Origin of the sequence: Aquicella siphonis (assembly GCF_902459485.1) — a bacterium.
Classification (GTDB): domain Bacteria; phylum Pseudomonadota; class Gammaproteobacteria; order DSM-16500; family DSM-16500; genus Aquicella; species Aquicella siphonis.
Genome location: NZ_LR699119.1, coordinates 511,030 through 530,882 on the forward strand (window position 1 = coordinate 511,030; position 19,853 = coordinate 530,882).

Annotated in this window: 20 protein-coding genes and 1 tRNA gene; 20 read left to right on the top strand and 1 reads right to left on the bottom strand. The window is 52.1% G+C overall.

The window, feature by feature from the left end; genetic code table 11:
• Positions 1–2 precede the first annotated feature (2 nt).
• From feoB to AQULUS_RS02465, 4 genes are all read left to right on the top strand, one after another.
• A complete protein-coding gene (feoB, locus tag AQULUS_RS02450) occupies positions 3–2,336 on the top strand; it encodes a Fe(2+) transporter permease subunit FeoB (RefSeq protein WP_148338284.1) in 2,334 nt (777 codons plus the stop codon).
• Positions 2,333–2,578, top strand: coding sequence for a FeoC-like transcriptional regulator (locus AQULUS_RS02455; RefSeq protein ID WP_232051816.1), 246 nt, complete (start codon positions 2,333–2,335; stop codon positions 2,576–2,578). The genes feoB and AQULUS_RS02455 overlap by 4 nt, the downstream gene beginning before the upstream one ends.
• Before the next feature lie 33 nt (positions 2,579–2,611).
• A complete protein-coding gene (locus tag AQULUS_RS02460; protein ID WP_148338286.1) occupies positions 2,612–3,442 on the top strand; it encodes an Ig domain-containing protein in 831 nt (276 codons plus the stop codon).
• 79 nt (positions 3,443–3,521) lie between these two features.
• Positions 3,522–4,916, top strand: coding sequence for a coiled-coil domain-containing protein (locus tag AQULUS_RS02465; RefSeq protein WP_148338288.1), 1,395 nt, complete (start codon positions 3,522–3,524; stop codon positions 4,914–4,916).
• Positions 4,917–5,080: 164 nt separating this feature from the next.
• On the opposite strand, the gene AQULUS_RS02470 is transcribed toward AQULUS_RS02465, so the two are convergent.
• Complete coding sequence (locus AQULUS_RS02470) at positions 5,081–6,283, bottom strand: IS4 family transposase (protein WP_148338290.1); 1,203 nt, start codon at positions 6,281–6,283, stop codon at positions 5,081–5,083.
• 319 nt (positions 6,284–6,602) lie between these two features.
• Here AQULUS_RS02470 and tpiA point away from each other — a divergent pair, with 319 nt between their 5' ends.
• The 16 genes from tpiA (at position 6,603) to nuoL (ending at position 19,852) form a co-directional block, all read left to right on the top strand.
• Positions 6,603–7,382 carry a triose-phosphate isomerase gene (gene tpiA / locus AQULUS_RS02475; RefSeq protein WP_148340254.1) on the top strand — a complete coding sequence of 260 codons (780 nt, stop codon included), beginning with the start codon at positions 6,603–6,605 and terminating at the stop codon, positions 7,380–7,382.
• Positions 7,383–7,482: 100 nt separating this feature from the next.
• A complete protein-coding gene (gene secG / locus AQULUS_RS02480) occupies positions 7,483–7,842 on the top strand; it encodes a preprotein translocase subunit SecG (protein WP_148338292.1) in 360 nt (119 codons plus the stop codon).
• Positions 7,843–7,911: 69 nt separating this feature from the next.
• Positions 7,912–7,993, top strand: a tRNA-Leu gene (locus tag AQULUS_RS02485).
• 147 nt (positions 7,994–8,140) lie between these two features.
• Complete coding sequence (locus AQULUS_RS02490) at positions 8,141–8,497, top strand: NADH-quinone oxidoreductase subunit A (RefSeq protein ID WP_148338294.1); 357 nt, start codon at positions 8,141–8,143, stop codon at positions 8,495–8,497.
• The gene (locus AQULUS_RS02495; RefSeq protein ID WP_148338297.1) at positions 8,488–8,964 is read left to right on the top strand and encodes a NuoB/complex I 20 kDa subunit family protein; all 477 of its coding nucleotides are present in this window, start codon (positions 8,488–8,490) and stop codon (positions 8,962–8,964) included. The genes AQULUS_RS02490 and AQULUS_RS02495 overlap by 10 nt, the downstream gene beginning before the upstream one ends.
• A gap of 9 nt (positions 8,965–8,973) precedes the next feature.
• The gene (locus tag AQULUS_RS02500) at positions 8,974–9,663 is read left to right on the top strand and encodes an NADH-quinone oxidoreductase subunit C (protein WP_148338299.1); all 690 of its coding nucleotides are present in this window, start codon (positions 8,974–8,976) and stop codon (positions 9,661–9,663) included.
• Positions 9,653–9,775 carry a hypothetical protein gene (locus tag AQULUS_RS13100; protein ID WP_269472861.1) on the top strand — a complete coding sequence of 41 codons (123 nt, stop codon included), beginning with the start codon at positions 9,653–9,655 and terminating at the stop codon, positions 9,773–9,775. Before AQULUS_RS02500 ends, AQULUS_RS13100 begins: the two co-directional genes overlap by 11 nt.
• Before the next feature lie 18 nt (positions 9,776–9,793).
• Entirely contained in the window at positions 9,794–11,062 is a 1,269-nt protein-coding gene (locus AQULUS_RS02505; protein WP_148340255.1) for an NADH-quinone oxidoreductase subunit D, read from the top strand.
• On the top strand, positions 11,062–11,571 hold the full coding sequence (locus AQULUS_RS02510; protein WP_148338302.1) for an NADH-quinone oxidoreductase subunit NuoE family protein: 510 nt from the start codon (positions 11,062–11,064) through the stop codon (positions 11,569–11,571). Before AQULUS_RS02505 ends, AQULUS_RS02510 begins: the two co-directional genes overlap by 1 nt.
• Before the next feature lie 12 nt (positions 11,572–11,583).
• Positions 11,584–12,858 carry an NADH-quinone oxidoreductase subunit NuoF gene (gene nuoF / locus AQULUS_RS02515; protein WP_148338304.1) on the top strand — a complete coding sequence of 425 codons (1,275 nt, stop codon included), beginning with the start codon at positions 11,584–11,586 and terminating at the stop codon, positions 12,856–12,858.
• Positions 12,859–12,889: 31 nt separating this feature from the next.
• Positions 12,890–15,253: an NADH-quinone oxidoreductase subunit NuoG gene (gene nuoG, locus AQULUS_RS02520; protein ID WP_148338306.1), complete on the top strand. Its 2,364-nt coding sequence runs from the start codon at positions 12,890–12,892 to the stop codon at positions 15,251–15,253.
• Between the two features lie 39 nt (positions 15,254–15,292).
• Positions 15,293–16,318, top strand: a complete 1,026-nt coding sequence (nuoH, locus tag AQULUS_RS02525) for an NADH-quinone oxidoreductase subunit NuoH (protein ID WP_148338308.1) — start codon at positions 15,293–15,295, stop codon at positions 16,316–16,318.
• Between the two features lie 67 nt (positions 16,319–16,385).
• Positions 16,386–16,877 carry an NADH-quinone oxidoreductase subunit NuoI gene (nuoI, locus tag AQULUS_RS02530; RefSeq protein ID WP_148338310.1) on the top strand — a complete coding sequence of 164 codons (492 nt, stop codon included), beginning with the start codon at positions 16,386–16,388 and terminating at the stop codon, positions 16,875–16,877.
• A gap of 71 nt (positions 16,878–16,948) precedes the next feature.
• Positions 16,949–17,566, top strand: a complete 618-nt coding sequence (locus tag AQULUS_RS02535) for an NADH-quinone oxidoreductase subunit J (RefSeq protein WP_148338312.1) — start codon at positions 16,949–16,951, stop codon at positions 17,564–17,566.
• A 1-nt stretch (position 17,567) separates the two neighbouring features.
• A complete protein-coding gene (nuoK, locus tag AQULUS_RS02540) occupies positions 17,568–17,873 on the top strand; it encodes an NADH-quinone oxidoreductase subunit NuoK (RefSeq protein WP_148338314.1) in 306 nt (101 codons plus the stop codon).
• Positions 17,874–17,878: 5 nt separating this feature from the next.
• A complete protein-coding gene (gene nuoL / locus AQULUS_RS02545; protein ID WP_148338316.1) occupies positions 17,879–19,852 on the top strand; it encodes an NADH-quinone oxidoreductase subunit L in 1,974 nt (657 codons plus the stop codon).
• Position 19,853 lies beyond the last annotated feature (1 nt).

Genomic DNA, 19,853 nt, shown 5'->3' on the forward strand with positions numbered 1-19,853 from the left:
CCATGACCGCTTGCTGTGATGCCCGCCAACATAATGAAAAACCCGCTGAGGCAGAACAGGCGCGGCTGACCGTGGCGCTGGCAGGCAATCCCAATTGCGGCAAAACCACTTTGTTTAATGCGCTGACGGGCGCGCGCCAGCGGGTAGGGAATTGGCCGGGTGTCACGGTGGAACGCAAAAGCGGTTACTTCACCCAGTCGGGTGTCACGGTGGAAGTGACCGACCTTCCCGGTATTTATTCGCTGACCCTGGCGTCACAATCAGCGGTGGATGAAGCCATTGCAGCGGATTTCATTGCTTCCGGCGCTGCCGATCTTATCATCCAGGTTGCTGACGCCAGCCAGCTGGAGCGGCATTTATATCTCACTTGCCAATTACTGGAGCGGGGTGCGCCGCTGCTGCTTGCGCTGAACATGATGGATGTCGCGCGGGCGCGCAGCATCCGTATTGATACGGCGCAATTATCCCGTTTGCTGGGCTGTCCGGTGGCAACCCTGGAAGCCAACAAGGGCGGCGGTGTGCCGGCCCTGAAAAAAATGGCGTCGGACCGTGGCTGTGCGAGCGCGGCGCCGGCGCGCGTGTCTTATCCTGACATCGTGCAAAAGGCCGTCCGTGAATTGGCGCCGCAATGCGGCGAGTCACTCGCGGTACGGCTGCTGGAAGACGATGGCGAAGCGCAGCGCCAGGTATTGCCTGAAATACGCGCGCAAGTGCGGGAAAAGCAGGCACAGATACAACAGGCGGCGGGAGAAGACGCGGACATTCTGATCGCCGATGCGCGCTACCGCTTCATTAATCAGATTCTTGCCAGTTGTGTGTCGCGGCAAACACAAAACACGACTACCTGGACTTCCCGCATCGATGCCATTGTATTGAACCGGGTGCTGGGTATCCCTGTCTTTCTGGGTGTCATGTACTTGCTGTTTGTTTTTTCCATTAACATAGGCGGTGCGTTTCAGGATTTTTTTGATATCAGCAGCCAGGCACTTTTTGTGGACGGTTTCGCGGCCGGGCTCGCGTATCTGGGGGCACCCGCGTGGCTGAGCGCGCTGTTCGCGGACGGCATAGGCAAAGGCATTAACACCACGGTGACTTTTATCCCCGTGATCGGTTCCATGTTTTTATTTCTGGCTTTTCTGGAAGATTCCGGTTACATGGCGCGCGCCGCGTTTGTGGTAGACCGTTTCATGCGCGCTTTGGGGCTGCCCGGTAAAGCATTTGTTCCCATGATAGTGGGATTTGGCTGCAATGTGCCGGCGGTGATGGGCGCGCGCACCCTGGAGAATCGCCGCGACCGCATACTCACCGTCATGATGACACCGTTTATGTCGTGCGGCGCGCGCCTCGCTATCTTCGCGGTCTTTACCGCCGCGTTTTTTCCGCGCGGCGGCCAGAATATTATTTTCGCGCTGTATCTTACCGGCATTTTGATGGCGGTATTGACCGGGTTGTTGCTGCGCCAAACCGTGCTCAAGGGGGAGCCCTCACCGCTGGTCATGGAATTGCCGGTGTACCATATGCCGCGTATGCAGACCTTGTTGCTGCATGCCTGGCAGCGTCTGAAAGGTTTTGTCTATCGTGCCGGACGGTTGATCGTGCCCATCTGCGTCCTCATAGGCGCATTAAACGCGCTCAATCTGGACGGCACCATGAATAATGGAGAAGGGGGGGCGCATTCGCTGCTTTCCCTGGCGGGGCAATGGGTGACGCCGGTATTCGCCCCCATGGGTATTCAGGCTGACAACTGGCCGGCGACCGTGGGGCTGGTGACGGGCGTGCTGGCGAAAGAAGTGGTAGTGGGAACACTGAATACGCTTTATTCACAAGTCGGGCATTTAAGCGCGGCTGGTGTGGCCGGCGGAGCAGATATCCTGGGGGGGCTGATGCAAGCCTTGCAATCCATTCCGCAAAATCTTTCCCAGTTGAGCAGCGTGTTCGGCAATCCGGTACTCGCTCAAGCGCCGATAGGCACGGTCAATCAAGGTGTCTATGGATTGATGTATGAACAATTTGACGGCCAGGCCGGCGCAGCGGCGTATCTTCTTTTTGTTTTGCTGTATTTTCCCTGTATTTCCACCCTGGCCGCGATGATGCGTGAATTGCACCGCGGCTGGGCCTTGTTTTCCACTTTCTGGATGACAGGCGTGGCGTATGGCGCCGCTGTCGCGTTTTATCAGGCGGCCACTTTTACCCGTCACCCGCTTTCCTCCGCTTTCTGGATCACAGGAGTGATAACAGTGTTTCTGGTTTTTATTGCCTGCGCACGCGGATATGCGCGGCAGGGCACGGAAGGATCGATGCGCTCGGCCAGGCTGCCGGCAGGAGAAACCGCATGACACTGATGGAAATCAAATCCCATATGATGCAAGTCAAGGTCACGACCCTGGGCAGTCTTTGCAGTCTGTTCAAGACGGATCCCGATACCTTGCGCTGTCTGCTGTCTCACTGGATTAAAAAAGGCAAAATCCGCCAGTGTGTGAAAAAACCGGCGTGCGGCACACAATGCTTTAAATGTCCGTCAGCCGTGACTGAAATTTATGAATGGGTGGACGCGACCACGGGGATTGCTATACTTTAATGAATCAAGGAATTCATTTAAAGGCATTCACTTATGGCTGTTCCGGTTTTAATCAAGCCTCTTCCTGCCCAGGTTGTCAACGAACTGGCTTCCCTGGGGCCGGTGGATCTTAAAAATTTCATTCAGGCGCCGGAAGGCAGTCCGGCGATCCGCTTCAGCGCGGCGCTTAAAAGCGGGCAAATGCTGCCTAAAGGCCTTATCCTGACGGGTGACGGCATTTTGACCGGCATTCCGGCGGGCGGAACCGAGGGTTTGCATGAAGTCGTGGTGACGGCGCAAAATGAATCAGACACGCTGACGGCGACTTTTCTGCTGACCATCAAACCCAGTCTGGCCAGCAATGAAGCGCAATATATCGACAAATTAAAAGCGCAAGTCTGGGATGCCTTGCAGCAGCAACTGCCTGTTCCTGATCTGGGCGGCGTCCTGTCTCTGCCTATTACCAAACTGGATATTTATTATATTCTGGAACGGTGGGGGACGCTGACCATTTGGGACGCGTTTAACCTGGATGCGCCCAGTGAAAAGAAATTGCTGAATATCGCCGGGGTGAGTCCGCATTATCAAGTGTTTGACCGCGGATCCAGTCTGATCATGTGCCCCAGGGACTTGTTTTCTCATGAACGCACCATACGGGATGGTATCCTGACTGCCCAGGCCATGGCCCAGGAAATTTACAAACGGGGTTGGACGATTGAAATGGCGGGTCTGGATAAATGGACGCGTGCCGCCTGGATGGAATTCCAGCTGCTGGGTGACAAACACGGCAAGCATCTGGAAATCATTAATTATCAACCTTCTGAAGAAGAATTGCGGGTTTATGAAGAAAAATCCAGCACCCTCAGCCGGCCCGAGCCGGAGTGAGAACAGCTATAATATACTTATAAGGTTTATCGATTATACTTTAGATTAATAACATAAATGACTACAAAAAGAGGCCGTCATGGGACCGGGTGCAGGTTTAGCAGATTTACTTGGTAATGCTTCACCAGACCAGAAGAAAGAACAAATGAAAAGAGAAGAAGAACAAAAACGATGGGAGCAGCAAACCGCTGCTTTCCGTGAATATTATAATCGCCAGGCCGTGTATAAGTCTGATCGGTGGGATTTGTTGACTGACAGCGCGAACAAAGACGAGGAAAATGATGACGGCGCCCGTTTGGTGGCAGGCGACGAAACGCTTAAAAAGCCGCCGGAGCACGGTATTTACGCTTATAACCACGGTAATCCCGGAGACAAGGATTATCGCAGCGACTTCAATATTTCTTATGATGAGCAGGGTGTCTGCCCCATTCCCCACAAACTGGGTAAATTTGATACGGAAGGCTGGAGTGCCGCCATGGACTTCATTGCAGGCAAACTGGGGTCAGATACGGTCAAGCTGACGGTTCCTGCGCAGCCTGCGAGTCCCAAAATGGCCAAGCGTAATCTCATAGGCATGATGTCCATGGCGGCGGAAAAAGGGCTGGCTGTGGAATTTGATAAATCAACGACCGCTTTTATCAAAACCTTGCCTGTGAAAGACCAGATCAGGCTGTTAGCTTATAAAAAAGCCCTCAATAACAATCACGAACGCACCAAAATGGCCTTGGGCATATCCGATAAAGGCACCATGAACAAAGCCAGGGAAGAAGTCGATGCCCAGCATAATACAAGCAAGCTGGAGGGGGCGGATCCTGCTTCGAAAACCGCGAACCTGCGCGCGAAAATCTATCAGGGGGTAGACACGACTGATCCGGATAAGAAAACGGAGGCAGTCGCCAAACAAATCAATCAGCTGGAACAAAGACTGGAAGTGGCTCAGCGCGCATTGGACAGGCTGGTTCAGGGTAAGGAAGCGCAGGAAAAACTGATTCAGAATCCGGAAGTCGCAGTCAGAGGCAGTCAGCGTGCCCTGAAAAGCAATGCATATTACAGTACGGTCAATAAAGGGTTTAAAAAGCGCGCGAAAGCGCTGGATTCTTCGCCTGACGGGAAGCTGGAAGTCCTGGATTCGGTTGAAAAGACCAGCGAGATGAGCAAGCAGGAACGCAAACAATTACACGATACGCTGCAAAAAGAACTGCAGGATATAAAAACACAGAAAATGATCCTGGAAAAAGAATTAACAGACGCGAAAGCCGCGATGCCCAACCCTCCCACAGAAGCTCAATCCAAGCAGATTGAAAAAATGGAAGCCCAGGTCAAGCGTCTGGGAGAGCTGGAAACCAAGGGAAATGCCCAGCTTAAAAACCTGTCATCCGTGAAAAAATGGGATGATACCGAGCGCAAGGAAAAGATCGCTGAAAAACGCGAACAAATTGCCGCTGCCAAAAAAGCGACTGCCAAGCCCACTTAATCAAGCCCACTTAATATTATTAATTCCGTTCATGGTTCGAGACGCCGCGCAAGCGCGGCTCCTCACCACGAACGGAAAATCCAAACCCGTTCGCTCCTTCGACAAGCTCAGGACAGGCCCTTCGAGACGGCACTACGTGCCTCCTCAGGGCCTGAACGCTCCCCTCAAAATTGCCGTTCCATTATATTGAGGTCTGAGGGGATAATGATATTTTTAATTGCATTCTCTATTTCTGAGGTTTTAATTTGGAAATATGTCGACTTCAGGATGATTGCCCCTAAGTAAGATAATGACAATGTTCGTTTTTTAGAGGTGTTGGATTGGCATTTTAAATGCCATTTTTTTTGTTCCGCCATCACCCCTACCGACCACACAATGAAATTTACAATGGCAGCGATTAGCATGAGTGCGTTTAATCGCCGAACACTTCTGGTTAATGTGTTTTTAAAGCTAAAACCATATTTGTTATTTTTCATGTCCCGGAAAGATTCTTCAATTTGCATCCTAAAGGAATATAATCGAACAATCTGCTCAGGATTAAAGCTGTTTTTAGGTAGTGAGCTTGCCAACACCCAGGGTTCTTTTTGGCCTTTAGCAAACGCCTTGCTATAACTTCCCCGCTTAATAGCCCCCTTTTTTGTTTTCATTTTCCTGCCTTTGATCTTTTTCCTTATGCTATACAAATCACATATAATTGCTTTGTTATGACTCTTTTTGCATAAGAAAACAGTTCCATGATGTGTAGGCTTTAAAGTGGCTATTTTGTGTAGGGACTTACAAGGGAAACTTTTTCCATCGGTGGTAGTATAATGCTTATCTTGACGAATTCTGCCAATAAAATCCCACTTTTGCTTCTTTACCAAATGGAACCATTTATTATGAAACCCAGCATCACTAATAAGGATGACATGTCCTTTCTCTTCAGGTAAAACCTCATTCAATTTCTCTAAAAATATCTCATATATCTGACTTAACGTCCCGTTCCTATAAGCCATTTCAAATAAAGTAAATCCTCGGCCATCAAGTGCAAGCGATGCCCTTATGAGTTGAAATTCACTATCCGCAGTTAAACAACTAGTATCAACAAGAATGGGGCACCACCCTGTTTTAGGCACAACTTTTTCCGCTAACGCTTTATAGAAACAACCTCTATGTTCTTCTAGGGTTGGATTGGAAACTAACCGGTCAACACGTTTGATAGCGTGCTTGTCCGGTGTTTTGCTAGCAATTGCCCTACCTAACGCTGTCACACTTAACTTTTTTGCTTTAAGCAAACCATCACAGGTGATGGTTAACGTATCTAGTACTTTTTTATGCAAGAATGAAGATTCTTGCATAAATTTATGTAATAATTTTTTCCCTTGCATAGTGAGGTTTCCATATTCTTGGTCGAATTTGGATTTTAACTTCACTATGCAATTTTTCTACTCTTTGTTTTTATGGTTTTTATGAGAAATTTTGAGGGGAGCGTTCAGCCTCAGGGCGAACGGCGGTGAAAATCCCGTTCGTGGTGAGGAGCCGCGCTTGCGCGGCGTCTCGAACCATGAACGGCCATGCCGCAACATTTCATTGCGCCTCTCCGGATAATTCATATAAAATCACCGCCCTTGACAATGAATTCACAGACACCCGCTGCGCAGGCGGATTGCGCGGCTGCAGCGTGGTACCGATAAGGGCAATCTTATGCTGCGAAGACCGCTCATAGCGGGAAACTGGAAAATGCACGGCTCGCTGAGCCAGGCAAAGGCATTAGCCGAAGGCATCAAGGCCGGAGCGTCGGCCTATACTGACGTGGATATCGCTGTCTTGCCGGCATTTGTACACCTCAATCTGGTCCGTGACCATCTCCATCACTCTCCTGTCATGTGGGGCGCGCAAAACCTTTATCCCGGCACGCAGGGGGCGTTTACCGGGGAAGTTTCCGGCGCCATGCTGAAAGATCTGGGATGCCGATATGTGTTAGCGGGCCATTCCGAGCGCCGCGCTATTCTTGGCGAAGATTTGCGTCTGGTGGCCGCGAAATTCAAGGCAGCTGTGGAAGCCGGACTCAAGCCTGTTTTGTGCGTGGGTGAAACACGGGAACAGCGCGAAGGCGGCGATACGGAAAATGTGGTGGGTGAACAACTGGAATCCGTGATCCGTTTTGCCGGTGTGGAAGCCTTCCGGCAGGCTGTGATTGCTTATGAGCCCGTGTGGGCAATAGGTACCGGTTTGACCGCGACACCCGAGCAGGCACAGGCGGTTCACGCCTTTATCCGGGAGAAGATGGCGCAAAATAATGTTGATATAGCAAAAACAATTTGTATACTGTACGGCGGCAGTATGAAGCCGGAAAATGCGGCGGCGCTTCTGGCCATGCCTGACATAGACGGCGGGCTGATAGGCGGCGCGTCGCTGGATGCAGCCAGCTTTCTTGCCATTTGCGCGGCGGCCAGCCGTGAAGCAGCGGCGGCAAAAGCCAATTAGACCGCCGTTAAACGGTGTGTTTTCGCCGGCCATCCCCGGCTTGTTTTACAGATGGCAGCCTAAAGCACATCCTGATGGATGATAATGAAGAGGTGTTTTAATGTACCAGTTTATTTTGTTGATACATGTTTTTACCGCTGTGCTGGTGATCGCTCTGGTCCTTGTGCAGCAAGGTAAGGGTGCCACTATGGGGGCTGCGTTTGGCAGTGGCGCTTCCCAGACAGTATTTGGCAGCCGCGGGTCGGGTTCTTTTTTATTTCGCCTGACCATAGGGCTGGCGGCCGTGTTTTTTATTACCAGCATAGGCTTGAACTCTGTTGCCATGCATACATACAAGCAAGATAAAGATAAAAACGTGGTGCTGCCTTTCGTGCCTGCGCAAACTGCTCCAGCCGCTGCTGAAAAGAGTGAGCAAGTCCCTGCGCCGTCGAAGTCGGGCGACATACCGGCAAGAAAGTAAAATCAATAAAGAAAGGAAGATTTGGGTCAAGACAACAGGCCAGTCAACAGACCCTGAAATTAATAATCAGCCGACGTGGTGGAATTGGTAGACACGCTACTTTGAGGTGGTAGTGGCGCAAGCTGTGACGGTTCGAGTCCGTCCGTCGGCAATAATACTCCATCATCCCTGTTGGAAAAGTGTTCTGGATTAGCAATATTTTCAGCAAGCTTCCAACAGGGATGACGCGTTATTAAAATGAATCGTGTATAATAATCCGGCGCGCTTACGCTAACGCATCGCATGTAAGGAGAGTGGGTTGCTGCAAAATTACTTGCCTGTATTGGTTTTTATGGTGATTGGTCTGGGTGTCGGCCTGGTTGCGCCTGTGCTTGGGTATCTTCTGGGGCCCAAACGCCCCAATCCTGAAAAACTTTCTGCTTATGAGTGCGGATTTGAAGCGTTTGATGACGCCCGCGCGCCTTTTGATGTCCGTTACTATCTGGTTGCTATCCTGTTTATCATTTTTGACCTTGAAACCGCCTTTCTGGTTCCCTGGGCTGTTGTTTTTCGTGAGCTGGGTTGGGCAGGCATGACGGTGATGGGGATTTTCCTCGGCTTGCTTACCATAGGATTCATTTATGAATGGAAGAAAGGAGCCCTGGAATGGGAATAAGCGATTTGATGAAGCCGGGCTTTTATGTCACGACCGTGGAAAACATTTTCAACTGGGCGCGCTCCGGTTCCTTGTGGCCCATGAGTTTTGGGCTGGCTTGCTGCGCGGTGGAAATGATGCATTCCGCGGCTTCACGTTATGATCTTGACCGCTTTGGCGTTATTTTCCGTCCCAGTCCGCGTCAGTCAGACCTCATGATAGTGGCGGGAACCCTTTGCAACAAAATGGCGCCGGCATTCCGCAAGGTTTACGATCAAATGGCGGAACCGCGCTGGGTCATCTCCATGGGTTCGTGCGCGAATGGCGGCGGTTATTATCACTATTCCTATTCTGTTGTGCGCGGTTGCGACCGTATTGTTCCGGTCGATGTCTATGTGCCGGGCTGTCCGCCTACAGCCGAAGCATTAATGTACGGCATTATTCAGCTGCAAAACAAGATACGCCGCAATCAGAAAATTGAGCGCTAGGGGGCAATGATGACGGATGTGAATGTTTTGCTTTCCAAAATACAGTCACGTTTTTCCGCCGGGATTGAAAACGCGGTTATCGCGCGTGATGAATTGACCCTGGAAATCCATCCTGCGCACTTGCTGGATGTCTGTCGTGTTTTGCGCGATGAAGCGGATTTTGATTTCAGGCTGCTGGTGGATGTCTGCGGCGTGGATTATCTGCACTACGGACTGGATGACTGGCAGACGGATACGGCGACCGCAACCGGTTTCGGACGCGGCGTTCTGAAAGATTTGCAGCGGGACAATCCCGCGCGTCCCAACCGTTTCGCGGTGGTCTACCATTTACTGTCTTTATCAAATAACCAGCGCCTGCGCCTGCGTGTGAACATACCCGACAACAGGGAGCTTCTGGTGGATTCCGTCATGGAAATCTGGCCGTCAGCCAACTGGTTTGAGCGGGAAGCTTTTGATTTGTTCGGCATTCTTTTCCGGGGACACCCGGATTTGCGCCGGCTGTTGACCGATTACGGTTTTGTGGGCCATCCGTTTCGCAAGGATTTCCCCCTGATAGGCAAGGTCGAGGCGCGCTACGATGCGCAATTAAAGCGGGTTGTTTATGAACCCGTCAGTATTGAAGCGCGGGTGCTGGAACCCAAGGTCATACGCCATGACAATCGTTATCTTGCCGAGGAGACACCTGCAAATGTCAAATGACAGCATGACCGCGTGCGGGAGCACGACATGGCTGGCGGCGGGCATGCCGGCTTCTGCTTGCCAGTTTTCCCTTATCCGCGGCCGCGCCGCGGGACGATTAAAGCGGGGTTGATGCATGCAAAACCAACACATGGGAAACAGCCAGGCGCCTGAAATCCGAAATTATGTTTTTAATTTCGGGCCTCAGCATCCTGCCGCGCACGGTGTGCTGCGCCTTATTCTGGAAGTGGATGGCGAAACCATCGTGCGCGCGGATCCGCATGTGGGATTGCTGCATCGCGCGACGGAAAAACTCGCGGAAAGCAAACCGTTTAATCACACCATAGGCTATATGGACCGGCTGGATTATGTATCCATGATGTGTAATGAACACGGCTATGTGCTGGCGATTGAAAAATTGCTGGGCATCACACCGCCGGTGCGCGCGCAATACATACGCGTGATGTTTGATGAAATCACCCGCATTCTCAACCATTTGTTATGGCTGGCCGCGCACAGTCTGGATAACGGCGGCATGGCGGTTTTTCTCTACTGTTTCCGTGAGCGCGAAGACTTGCTTGACTGTTATGAAGCGGTATCGGGCGCCCGCATGCACGCGACATATTACCGCCCGGGCGGCGTATACCGTGATCTTCCCGATAAAATGCCGCAATTCAAGCCTTCCAAATGGCAAAATGCCAGGGAAGTCGCCAAATTAAATGAAAACCGCCAAGGATCATTACTGGATTTTCTCTGGGATTTCACCGAGCGTTTTCCCGCCTGTGTGGATGAATACGAAGATTTGCTCACGAATAACCGTATCTGGAAACAGCGCACGGTCAATATCGGCGTCATTTCACCCGAGCGCGCCGTTGCCCTGGGCTTCACCGGCCCCATGCTGCGCGGTTCCGGTGTGGCATGGGACTTGCGCAAGAAGCAGCCTTATGAAGTGTATGACAAAATGGATTTTGACATCCCCGTGGGTGTCAACGGTGATTGTTACTCGCGTTATCTGGTGCGTGTGAATGAAATGCGCCAGTCCAACCGTATTATCCGTCAATGCGTGGAATGGCTGCGCGATCATCCCGGTCCGGTGATGATTGACGATTATAAAATCGCGCTGCCTCCGCGTGAAGAAATGAAAATTAGCATGGAAGCGTTGATTCACCACTTCAAAAACATGACCGAAGGCTACAACGTGCCGGAAGGCGAGGCCTACGCCGCCGTTGAACATCCCAAGGGTGAATTTGGTGTGTACCTGGTTTCCGACGGCGCCAACAAGCCGTACCGTGTCAAGGTCCGCGCGGCCGGATTTCCGCATCTTGCCGGACTGAATGAACTGGTGCGCGGTCACATGATCGCGGACGTGGTCGCGATTCTTTCCAGTCTGGATATCGTATTCGGGGAGATAGACCGCTAATGAAAGATAATCTGATCAACGGCAGCAAGCCGGCTGAACTTTCCCAAAGCACACGCGAATATCTGGATAAATGGAATTTGCGTTATCCGCCCGAACAAAAGCGCTCAGGCGTGTTTGAAGCGCTGCGCGTGGTGCAGGAAGAAAACCACGGTTCGCTCACGGTGGAATTAATGGATGCCGTTGCGGCTTATCTGGGCATGCCCAGCATTGCTGTTTACGAAGTGGCGACGTTTTACTCCCTGTACCACCTCAAGCCTGTGGGCAGACATGTGATTGATGTGTGTACCAATATTTCCTGTACCCTGAACGGTGCCGGCCGCATAGCCGAACATTTGAAAAAACGTCTGGGCATAGAATTCAATGAAACCTCTCCTGACGGCAGGTTTACCCTGAGAGAAGTGGAATGCCTGGGTGCTTGCATCGCACCGCCCGTCTGCCAGATAGGCAGGCAATATCATGAAAATCTCTCGCCGGAAAAAATCGACGAGATTTTGGATGGATTAAAGTAACGAGGCGTACGCATGGCTAACGAAATCTGTTTTCGCACATTACACCTGGACAAGCCATGGACGCTGGATACTTATCTCGGTGCCGGCGGCTATACGCAATGGAAAAAAATTCTGCTTGAAAAAATTCCGCCGGAAAAAGTCGTTGAGGCAGTCAAGGTTTCCGCTTTGCGCGGACGCGGCGGCGCGGGATTTCCCACCGGATTGAAATGGAGTTTCATCCGCCGTGATCTGCCCGGCCAGAAATATATTCTCTGTAATTCTGACGAGGGCGAGCCGGGTACTTGCAAGGACCGTGACATTCTGCGCTTCAATCCGCATCAGGTGATTGAAGGCATGGCCATAGGCGCCTACGCCATGGGCGCGTCGGTGGGCTACAATTATATCCGCGGCGAATACTGGGAGCCGTATGAACGCTTTGAATCGGCGCTGGAAGAAGCCAGGCGCGCCGGACTGATAGGCAAGAACATTCTTGGTTCCGGGTTTGATTTTGAATTGTTTTCACATCTGGGTGCGGGCGCTTATATTTGCGGAGAAGAAACCGCGTTGATGGAGTCGCTGGAAGGCAAGCGCGGCCTGCCGCGCAACAAGCCGCCTTTTCCGGCCGGACGCGGTTTGTACGGCAAACCGACCACAATTAACAACACGGAAACCTATGCATCCATTCCCGTCATTGTTGAAAAAGGATCGGAATGGTTTTTGGGACTGGGCAAGCCCAATAACGGCGGTTGTAAAATATTTTCTGTCACGGGTCATGTCAACAAGCCGGGTAATTTTGAAGTTCCCTTGGGCATACCTTTCAAGGATCTGCTTGCGCTCGCGGGCGGTGTGCGCAGCGGTCACCGGTTGAAAGCAGTGATTCCGGGCGGTTCTTCCATGCCTATTTTGCCGGCGGATGTCATGATGGCGTTAGACATGGATTTTGATTCCCTGCAGAAAGCCGGTTCAGGATTGGGATCCGGCGCGGTGATCGTGCTGGATGAAACAGTCTGCATCGTGAAACTGCTGGAACGTATTTCCCGGTTTTACATGCATGAGTCTTGCGGACAGTGCACGCCATGCCGCGAAGGCACAGGCTGGCTTTACCGTCTTACGCATGATATTGAACGTGGAACCGCGAAGCGGGAAGACCTGGAAACCTTGCGTCGTGCGGCGAAAAATATCGAGGGACGTACGATTTGCGCATTTGGCGAAGCCGCGGCCTGGCCGGTCGGCGGATGCCTGAAACATTTTTACGATGAATTTGAATATCATATTGAACATGGCAAATGTTTACCGGAAACCGTGTAACATACGGATGGTCTGATGAGGTCGAATGGGCATGGCTGATATCGAAATTGAAATTGACGGGCAAAAGCTTACCGCAAAGCCTAACCAGACGGTGATACAGGTTGCCGATGAAGCGGACATTTATATCCCGCGGTTCTGTTATCACAAACATTTATCCATTCCGGCAAATTGCCGCATGTGTCTGGTGGAGGTGGAAAAATCGCCCAAGGCGCTTCCGGCTTGTGCCACGCCGGTCATGCAGGGTATGAAAGTTTTTACCCGTTCGCAAAAGACGCTCGCTGCCCAGCGCGCGGTGATGGAATTTCTGTTGATAAATCATCCGCTGGACTGCCCTATCTGTGACCAGGGCGGTGAGTGCGAATTGCAAGATCTTTCCATGGGATATGGAACGCCTTTTTCTCATTATGATGAATGCAAACGCGCGGTGGCGGATGAAAATCTGGGCCCGCTGATCGCGACAGAAATGACGCGCTGCATTCTTTGCACGCGCTGTATCCGTTTTGGCGATGAAATCGCCGGCATGCGCGAACTGGGCATGACATTCCGCGGCGAGCATGAAGAAGTGTCAACGTTTGTTGAGCAAGCGGTCAAATCCGAAGTCTCGGGTAATATCATAGATATCTGTCCGGTAGGTGCGCTGACTTCCAAGCCGTACCGGTTCACGGCGCGCGCCTGGGAATTGGACCAGGCTCCCAGTGTGGCCGCGCATGATTGCGTGGGCTCCAATCTTAATATTCACACACGTTATGGCAAAGTGATGCGGGTGGTCGCGCGCGAGAATGAGCTGGTGAATCAAACCTGGATTTCCGACCGCGACCGTTTTAGTTATGCCGGACTTTATCATGCTGACCGCCTGGAAGAACCGATGGTGAAAGAAGAGGGTGTCTGGCGGGCCGTTGAATGGCAGCGTGCGTTTGAAGTGGCGGCCGCGGGCCTGCAGGCTGTCACGGCTGAATATGGCGCTGACAGGCTGGGAGGACTGGCCTCTCCGAATTCCACCCTGGAAGAATTTTATCTGCTGCAGAAAATCATTCGCGGACTGGGCAGCCCGCATGTTGATTACCGCCTGCGTGAAACGGATGTGCAAGACCAGGAGGCCATGCCTTTGTTTCCCGGACTGGGCATGGCTTTTTCAGAACTGGAACACGTTGATGCCTTCTTGCTGATAGGATCAAACCTGCGGCATGAACAACCGGCAGCGGCGCTGCGCGTACGCAAGGCCGGACTGAAAGGCGCGTCCATTTCTGTCGTCAATTCGATTGATCATGATTTCAATTTCCCCGTCGCCGCGAAAAAAATTGTTTCTCCGCAGCATCTGGTTCGTGTCCTCGCTGAGGTAGTGCAAGCTCTGGACGAGAGCGCGGCACGCGAATGGAACATGCAGGGGACGGATAAGGAAGCCATTCAAATTGCAAGATTGCTGCAAGGCAAACAGAAAGCCGTGGTGCTGCTGGGTGCATTGGCTTTGCAGCATCCCCATGCTTCCGCCATACGTTTTCTCGCGCAAAAAATCGCTGCCTTGACTGGCGCGAAGCTCGGATTCATGACCATGGGAGCCAATTCGGCGGGTGCCTGGCTGGCCGGCGCGGTTCCGCACCGTCATGCAGGCGGTTCGGCCATCAACCATACCGGGCTGGATGCGTATGCGATGCTGAGCAAGCCTCGCAAGGGATACGTATTGCTCAATGTGGAACCCGATCTGGATTGCGCCAACGCCCTGATGGCTGAAGAGGCGCTGAAACAGGCCCGGTTTGTCGTTGCATTGTCCCAATTCCGTAACCCGGTGCTTGAAGCATGCGCGCACGTCATCCTGCCGGTGACTCCTTTTACTGAAACCGCAGGCACTTTCGTGAATGCCGCGGGAGACTGGCAATCGTTTAACGGCGTGGCCCGGGCTTATGCAGAAGCGCGGCCAGGCTGGAAGGTATTGCGGGTGCTGGGCAATTTTCTCCATCTGGATGGATTCGATTATGAAAGTTCAGAAGAAGTGAAGCGGGAAGTACGGATGATCGCAGAAAAGATGCCTGCACTGGTACCGCCAGTTTATCAGCCTGATCTGTCGGCTGCATTGGAGCCGGTACCCAAGCTTGTGCGTGTGGGAGAAGTGCCTCTCTACGCGGTTGACGGTCTGGTCAGACGTTCTCGTCCCCTGCAGGAAGCGCAGGAGGCCATGTCGGGATCTCTTGCGTGCGTGCGCCTGCATCCCGAAACAGCCGGGCAGCTCAAATTGCTTGAGGGTGAGAGGGTGAGGGTGAAACAGCAGTCTGCCAGTGCGGAACTTCCCTTGCGGCTGGATGCGCGTGTCGCGCCCGGCGCGGCGTGGGTCGCGGCGGGCATTCCTGCCACGCGCGGGCTGGGTGACATGATGGGTGAAGTTGAACTGGAAAAGGTCTAATCAAATCCCGTGCAGACGGGCGTGATAACAAGGTGAGATATGTTGGAAAGCCTATTTTTAATTGCCATCATCGTTCTTAAGATCCTCGCGATCGTTATCGGTCTTGTGGTGATTGTGCTTTATCTCACTTATTTCGAACGCAAGGTCATTGGTTACATGCATGTGCGCATTGGGCCCAACCGCGTCGGTCCCTGGGGTTTCTGGCAGCCGTTCGCAGACACCATTAAACTGTTGACCAAGGAAATCATTGTTCCCAATCCTTCCAACCGCTTTCTTTTTATCATCGCGCCTACGCTCAGCTTTGGCATCGCGCTGATCGGCTGGGCGGTGATACCTTTTGACCAGGGAGTGGTGCTCGCCAATCTCAACGCCGGGCTTTTGTACTCTTTCGCTGTTTCTTCGCTGGGTGTTTACGGCATCATGATCGCAGGCTGGGCTTCCAACTCAAAATATGCCTTGTTCGGTTCGCTGCGCGCTGCCGCCCAATCCATCTCTTATGAAATTTCTATGGGTTTTGCCCTGATAGGCGTCATGATGGCGGCCGGCTCGCTGAACTTTCAGGATATTGTCGCCGCGCAGAATGGCGGGTTCTGGCATTGGTACTGGCTGCCTTTGCTGCCGTTGTTTATCGTTTACTGGGTATCGGGTATCGCGGAGACAAACCGGCTGCCGTTTGACGTGGCAGAGGGAGAGTCCGAATTGGTTGCGGGATTTCACGTGGAATATTCAGGCGTGACGTTCGCCCTGTTTTTCTTCGCCGAGTATGCGAACATGGTCCTGATTTCCGCGCTTATTTCACTGCTGTTTCTGGGCGGATGGCTGTCGCCATTCCAGGGCATTCCCGTGCTGGAATCCTGGTTTGCCTGGGTGCCGGGGCCGGTATGGCTGCTGGCCAAGGTCAGCTTCTTTCTCTATTGCTATCTGTGGTTTCGGGCGACTTTTCCTCGTTATCGCTATGATCAGATCATGCGTTTGGGATGGAAAGTGTTTATCCCGCTCACGCTGGTCTGGGTGGTCGTGATCGCGCTTGCGGTACAGTTGCATTGGGGGCCATGGTTCGCATGATATTACTTACAATCTTCTCCGGCGTCTTTTGTCCGGATGAAGGTCAGGGTGAGGGGGATTAACTTTTATGTGGCGTCGACTTACACAATATGTCAAAAGCTTTTCGCTTTGGGATCTCCTTGGCGGGATGCGCGTCACAGGCAAATATTTCTGGAAAAAGAAATTCACCATTCAGTATCCGGAAGAGAAAACACCTGTTTCACCGCGTTTCCGCGGCTTGCACGCGCTCAGACGCTATCCTAACGGTGAGGAACGCTGCATCGCCTGCAAATTGTGCGAGGCGGTCTGTCCCGCGCTTGCCATCACCATTGATTCTGAACCGCGCGCTGATGGTTCCCGGCGTACCACGCTTTATGAAATTGACTTGTTCAAATGCATCTACTGCGGTTTTTGTGAAGAAGCCTGTCCGGTGGATTCCATCGTGCTGACTAACATGGCGGATTATCACATCGAAAATCGCGGTGAAAATATCATGACCAAGGAAAAACTTCTCGCTATCGGCGACAAATATGAGGCGCAAATCGCCAGAGACCGCGGGGAGGACCGGGAATACCGATGAGACGCCTGTGAGTTTGCAAGAACTTTTTTTCATGCGCAGATTGATGGTTTTTAAATTGTGAGACGAATGAGATGCTGACACCCTTACATGTTATTTTTTATATTTTCGCGGCGATCGCAGTGTGCTCGGCCTTTGCTGTCATATCCGTGCGCAATCCTGTGCGCAGCGTGTTGTCGCTGGTGGTTACCTTTTTTTCCATGGCGGGCATCTGGATGATGTTGCGCGCTGAATTTCTGTCATTAATCCTGCTGCTGGTTTATGTCGGCGCGGTCATGACCTTGTTCCTCTTCGTTGTGATGATGCTCAACATCGATGTGGAATATAAACGCAGCGGGTTCGTTCGTTATCTCCCATTTGGCGTGATTCTGGTGCTGCTCCTCGCGGGATTGACTATTGCCGCCGTGGGACCCAGGTATTTTGGCTTGTCACAAATGCCTGTCCCGCTGCCGGAACCCGCGGACTATAGCAATATTCGCCAGCTGGGCAGTCTGTTATATACCGAATACGCTTATCCGTTTGAAATTGCAGGTGTGTTATTGCTTGCCGCCATAGTCGCCGCGATTACGTTGACGCATCGCGGGCCGGTCAAGCGCAAGGCGCAAAACGTGGCTGAACAGCTTGCCGTTCGTCCGGAAGACAGTGTGCGCCTGATTAAAATGGCCGCTGAGCCCAAACAGAAAGGTGCATGATATGCCATCATTAACCGAGTTTTTAGTCATAGCGGCGTTATTGTTCGGACTGGGTGTGGCGGGAATCATCCTGAACCGGAAAAACATTATCGTGCTGCTGATGTCGCTTGAATTGATACTGCTGGCGGTGAACACCAACTTTATCGCCTTTTCCTACTTTCTGAATAACACGATAGGCCAGGTGTTCGTGTTTTTTGTCCTGACCGTCGCGGCCAGCGAGGCAGCCATCGGTTTGGCCATTCTGGTGGTCTTGTACCGCCGGCGCGGTACGATTGAAGTACAAAACCTTGATGCATTGAAAGGATAACGAATGTGAAAAATCCGATTATTTTCATTGCGCTCCTCACTTCGCTTCTGCCCCTGATCGGCGCCGTGACCGCGGGCCTTTTGGGGAAACAGCTGGGCCGTACGCTGACTCACCGCATTGCGGTAGGGCTGGTGGGTGTGTCATTTATCCTTTCTTGTTACCTGTTTAAAGTGATGGTGATAGACGGGCACCCCGCTGTGGATGAAAGTTTTTACACCTGGGCGACCGCCGGCATGCTGCGCTTTGACGTGGCGTTTCTGGTTGACCGCCTGAGCGCGATCATGATCATGATCGTGTTGTTTGTCTCGTTGATGGTGCACATCTATACCATAGGCTATATGGCGGATGATCCGGGCTACACGCGATTTTTCAGTTATGTCTCCCTGTTTACCTTTTCCATGCTGATACTGGTGCTCGCGGACAATTTCCTGCTGTTGTTTTTTGGCTGGGAAGGGGTGGGCCTGGTTTCCTATCTGCTCATCGGATTCTGGTTTAAACGCGAGGCTGCAGTTTTCGGCAGTCTGAAAGCCTTTATCGCCAACCGAATCGGGGACATCGGTTTTCTGCTCGCGACGGCCGCGGTATTAATGTATTTCGGTACTTTGTCCTACCACGATGTATTCAATCAGGTCACGTCTGCGACCAGCAAAACGCTGGCGTTGTTTCCCCATTACGAAGTGTCTGTCATTACCCTCATATGCCTGCTGCTGTTTATCGGCGCGATGGGCAAGTCCGCCCAGGTGCCTTTGCATGTCTGGCTGCCGGAATCCATGGAAGGTCCCACGCCCATCTCGGCCCTGATACACGCGGCCACCATGGTGACCGCTGGAATATACATGATTGCCCGCATGTCACCGCTGTTTGAGTATTCTCCTGCCGCATTGTCCACGGTATTGATTATCGGCGGCACCACGGCATTTTTTATGGGGTTGCTGGCTATCACACAGTATGATATCAAGCGCGTGATTGCCTATTCGACCATTTCGCAGCTGGGATACATGGCAGTTGCCCTGGGCGCTTCCGCCTACGATGCCGCGATATTTCATCTGATCACACACGCATTTTTCAAGGCGTTATTATTTCTGGCGGCTGGTTCCGTCATCATCGCGCTGCATCACGAACAAGACATGCGGAAAATGGGTGGTCTCGCGAAATACATGCCTGTCACTTACCTGACATTCGTGGTCGGCGCGCTCGCGCTAAGCGCAATTCCGCCGTTTTCAGGATTTTATTCCAAGGATATCATTATTGAAGCGGTGAAGCTGAGCCAGGTTCCCGGCGCCGGTTATGCTTATTACTGCGTGCTGGCGGGTGCGTTTATCACGCCTCTTTATACTTTCCGCGCGCTGTTTATGACTTTTCATACGCGCGAGCGCACCGATCCCAAATTGCGCGGACACGTGATGGAATCTCCCTGGGTCGTATTGATTCCCTTGATCGGGCTTGCCATTCCCAGCGTGGTCGCGGGCGAGTTTTTCGTGAATGCGATGATCTTTTCCCAGCACAAGCTGCTGGGTAACACCACCTTTGTACTGCCGGACCACAATGTGCTGGGTGAATTGGCTGAACATTTTCACGGCGCCAAGCTCATGGCGCTGGAGGCCGGAACCACGCTGACATTCTGGCTGGCCATGGCGGGAATTTTGACTGCATGGCTGTTTACTGCAGGCTTCCCAAGGTGGTCGGAAGCGGTCAAGAAACGTTTTTCATGGATATACGCCATTCTGGTGCGCAAATACGGTTTTGATGATTTCAATCAGATTGTCCTGGTTCACGGGACGCAGGAAACAGGCCATCTTTTTTATGATGTCAGCGACGTGAAACTGATTGATGGCGTATGTGTGAATGGTTCGGGATGGTTTATCCGGTGGTTTGCCCAGACAGCGCGCCGTTTGCAAACGGGTTATATTTATCATTACGCATTGGCAATGGTGTTGGGCATAATTGTGTTTTTGGCTTGGTATATGTGGGGATTATAAT

Excerpts from the sequence above, each read along its gene's own strand:
- feoB (WP_148338284.1), top strand. The coding sequence starts at position 3 with ATGACCGCTTGCTGTGATGCCCGCCAACATAATGAAAAACCCGCTGAG.
- AQULUS_RS02455 (WP_232051816.1), top strand. The coding sequence starts at position 2,333 with ATGACACTGATGGAAATCAAATCCCATATGATGCAAGTCAAGGTCACG.
- AQULUS_RS02460 (WP_148338286.1), top strand. The coding sequence starts at position 2,612 with ATGGCTGTTCCGGTTTTAATCAAGCCTCTTCCTGCCCAGGTTGTCAAC.
- AQULUS_RS02465 (WP_148338288.1), top strand. The coding sequence starts at position 3,522 with ATGGGACCGGGTGCAGGTTTAGCAGATTTACTTGGTAATGCTTCACCA.
- AQULUS_RS02470 (WP_148338290.1), bottom strand. The coding sequence starts at position 6,283 with ATGCAAGGGAAAAAATTATTACATAAATTTATGCAAGAATCTTCATTC.
- secG (WP_148338292.1), top strand. The coding sequence starts at position 7,483 with ATGTACCAGTTTATTTTGTTGATACATGTTTTTACCGCTGTGCTGGTG.
- AQULUS_RS02495 (WP_148338297.1), top strand. The coding sequence starts at position 8,488 with ATGGGAATAAGCGATTTGATGAAGCCGGGCTTTTATGTCACGACCGTG.
- AQULUS_RS02500 (WP_148338299.1), top strand. The coding sequence starts at position 8,974 with ATGACGGATGTGAATGTTTTGCTTTCCAAAATACAGTCACGTTTTTCC.
- AQULUS_RS13100 (WP_269472861.1), top strand. The coding sequence starts at position 9,653 with ATGTCAAATGACAGCATGACCGCGTGCGGGAGCACGACATGGCTGGCG.
- AQULUS_RS02505 (WP_148340255.1), top strand. The coding sequence starts at position 9,794 with ATGGGAAACAGCCAGGCGCCTGAAATCCGAAATTATGTTTTTAATTTC.
- AQULUS_RS02510 (WP_148338302.1), top strand. The coding sequence starts at position 11,062 with ATGAAAGATAATCTGATCAACGGCAGCAAGCCGGCTGAACTTTCCCAA.
- nuoF (WP_148338304.1), top strand. The coding sequence starts at position 11,584 with ATGGCTAACGAAATCTGTTTTCGCACATTACACCTGGACAAGCCATGG.
- nuoG (WP_148338306.1), top strand. The coding sequence starts at position 12,890 with ATGGCTGATATCGAAATTGAAATTGACGGGCAAAAGCTTACCGCAAAG.
- nuoH (WP_148338308.1), top strand. The coding sequence starts at position 15,293 with ATGTTGGAAAGCCTATTTTTAATTGCCATCATCGTTCTTAAGATCCTC.
- nuoI (WP_148338310.1), top strand. The coding sequence starts at position 16,386 with ATGTGGCGTCGACTTACACAATATGTCAAAAGCTTTTCGCTTTGGGAT.
- AQULUS_RS02535 (WP_148338312.1), top strand. The coding sequence starts at position 16,949 with ATGCTGACACCCTTACATGTTATTTTTTATATTTTCGCGGCGATCGCA.
- nuoK (WP_148338314.1), top strand. The coding sequence starts at position 17,568 with ATGCCATCATTAACCGAGTTTTTAGTCATAGCGGCGTTATTGTTCGGA.